This window comes from Corallococcus sp. 4LFB (assembly GCF_046520365.1).
Classification (GTDB): domain Bacteria; phylum Myxococcota; class Myxococcia; order Myxococcales; family Myxococcaceae; genus Corallococcus; species Corallococcus caeni.
Genome location: NZ_JBKGHJ010000810.1, coordinates 1 through 2,422 on the forward strand (window position 1 = coordinate 1; position 2,422 = coordinate 2,422).

A 2,422-nucleotide genomic window follows, 5' to 3' on the forward strand; every position below is an offset into this window, starting at 1 on the left:
ATGACGTCCCGCTGCGCATCCAGCCAGACGCGGGTGCCAGCGGAGGGCAGCAGGGACGCGAAGGACTGGTGGGTCAGCGTCACGCTGACGTCGGCGTCTTCCAGCAGCGCCTCAATGCGTTCCACGGGCGCGTTGCGGTCCACGGGGACGAAGGCCGCGCCCACCTTGAGGATGGCCAGGAGCGCCGTCACCATTTCGAAGGACCGCTCGACGGCGAGACCGACGCGCGCTCCGGGAGCGATGCCCAGCGAACCCAGGTGATGGGCCAGCTGGTTCGCGCGGGCTTCAAGCTGGGCGTACGTCAGCGAAGCCTCTCCCAGGACCAGAGCGACGGCGTGAGGCGTGCGCTCCACCTGCCGGGCGAAGTGGACGTGGACAGGGACTTCCGTCGGGCTGACGGCGGCCGTGTCATTCCACTCCACGAGGATGCGCTGACGCTCGTCACTGGAGAGGAGGGACAGCTCCGCCACGGGCTGCTCGGGCCTCGCGGCCACGGCCTCCAGCAGCGTGCGCAGGTGGCTCGCCATCCGCTCCACGGTGCCGCGCTCGAAGAGGGCGGTGCTGTACTCCAGCCAGCCGGTGAACCCCTGCGGTGAATCCTGCAGCGTCAACGTGAGGTCGAACTTGGCGGAGTGACCTTCGGCGACGACCTGCCGGAAGGTGAGGCCCGGGACGCGCAGCGCTTCCCCCGGGGCGTTCTGGAGGACGAACATCACCTGGAACAGCGGGCTGCGGCTGGCGTCCCGCACCGGCTGGAGGGCTTCCACCAGCTTCTCGAAGGGCACGTGCTGATGCTCGAAGGCCGCGAGCGTCGTGCCGCGCACCTGGGCGAGCAGCTTCCGGAAGGAGTCCTCCGGCTTCACGCGCGAGCGGAGGACGAGCGTGTTGACGAAGAAGCCGATGAGGCCTTCGGCTTCCGCCTGCGTCCGGCCCGCGATGGGCGAGCCCACACTGACGTCGTCCTGCGCCGAGTAGCGCGCCAGCAGCACCTGCCAGGCCGCCAGCAGCACCATGAAGGGCGTGGCGCCTTCGCGCTGGGCCAGGGCCTTGAGCGCGTCGGACGTAGCCTGGGGAATCCCCACGGAGAGGGTGGCGCCCGCGTGGGACTGGGTGGCCGGACGCGGATGGTCCGTGGGCAGCTCCAGCGTGGCCGGAGCGCCCGACAGCTGCTGCTTCCAGTAGCCGAGCTGCGCCGCCAGCACTTCACCCTGGAGCCAGTTGCGCTGCCACGTCGCGAAGTCCGTGTACTGCACAGGCAGCGGGGCGAGCACGGGTGTCTGGCCGGCGCTGAAGGCTTCGTAGAAGGCCACCAGCTCGCGCACGAGGACGCCCATGGACCAGCCGTCGGAGACGATGTGGTGCATCGTCACCAGCAGCAGGTGATCCTCGGCTGCCAGCCGCACGAGCGCGGTGCGCAAGAGCGGGCCGTGCCGCAGGTCGAACGGCTGACGTGCTTCCGCTTCGACCTTCCGCTGGGCTTCGATTTCGCGCTGAGCTTCAGGCAGCGAAGAGAACTCGATGAGCGGCAACGTCCACGTGTCGGGCGTGTGGATGTGCTGGGTGGCCTGACCCTGGTGCTCGTGGAAGGTGGTGCGCAGGGAGTCGTGGCGGGCGACCAGCGCTTCGAAGGCGCGGCGCAGCGACTCCACGTCCACCTGCCCCGTCAGCCGGAGCGCCGTGGGCAGGTTGTAGGACGCGTCGCCCGGCGTGAGCTGGTCGAGGAACCAGAGGCGTTGCTGTGCGAAGGACAGGGGCTGAGGGCCTTCCACCTGGAGCCGGGTGAGCGGAGGCAGGCGGAGGCTCGGTGTCTGGGATTGGAGGCGCTCGGCGAGGGCGGCCACGGTGGGGGCTTCGAAGAGGGCCCGGAGCGGCAGCTCCACGCGGAAGGTGGCGCGCACGCGCGAGACGAGCTGGGTGGCCAGCAGGGAATGGCCTCCCAGCGCGAAGAAGTCGTCGTGGATTCCGACGCGCTCCACGCGCAACACCTGCGTGAAGAGGGCCGCGAGCTGCTCCTCCGCGGGGGTGCGCGGCGCGACGTAGGTGGACGCGAGCGCATTGCTCTGAGGCGCGGGCAGGGCCTTGCGGTCCACCTTGCCGTTGGTGTTGAGCGGCAGGGCCTCGAGCACGAGGAATGCGGAGGGCCGCATGTGCTCGGGCAGGAGCTGCTTGAGCCAGTCCTTGAGGGCCTCGGGCGTGGGCGCGGAGTCCGTTCCTTCCGGAGGCACCACGTAGGCGACGAGCCGCTTGTCACCGGGCACGTCCTCGCGCGCCAGCACCACGGCGGCGTGCACCTGGGGGTGCTTGAGGAGGGCCGCTTCGATTTCACCCAGCTCGATGCGGAAGCCACGCACCTTCACCTGGAAGTCCGCGCGGCCCAGGTAGTCGAGCATCCCGTCCGCGCGCCAGCGCACCACGTCGCCGG

At 70.2% G+C, this 2,422-nt stretch carries 1 protein-coding gene; it reads right to left on the bottom strand.

The window, feature by feature from the left end; translation table 11 throughout:
- Positions 1 to 2,422, bottom strand: a 2,422-nt coding sequence (locus ACLEQD_RS41420; protein ID WP_410391419.1) for a condensation domain-containing protein, incomplete at both ends; no start/stop codon positions are given.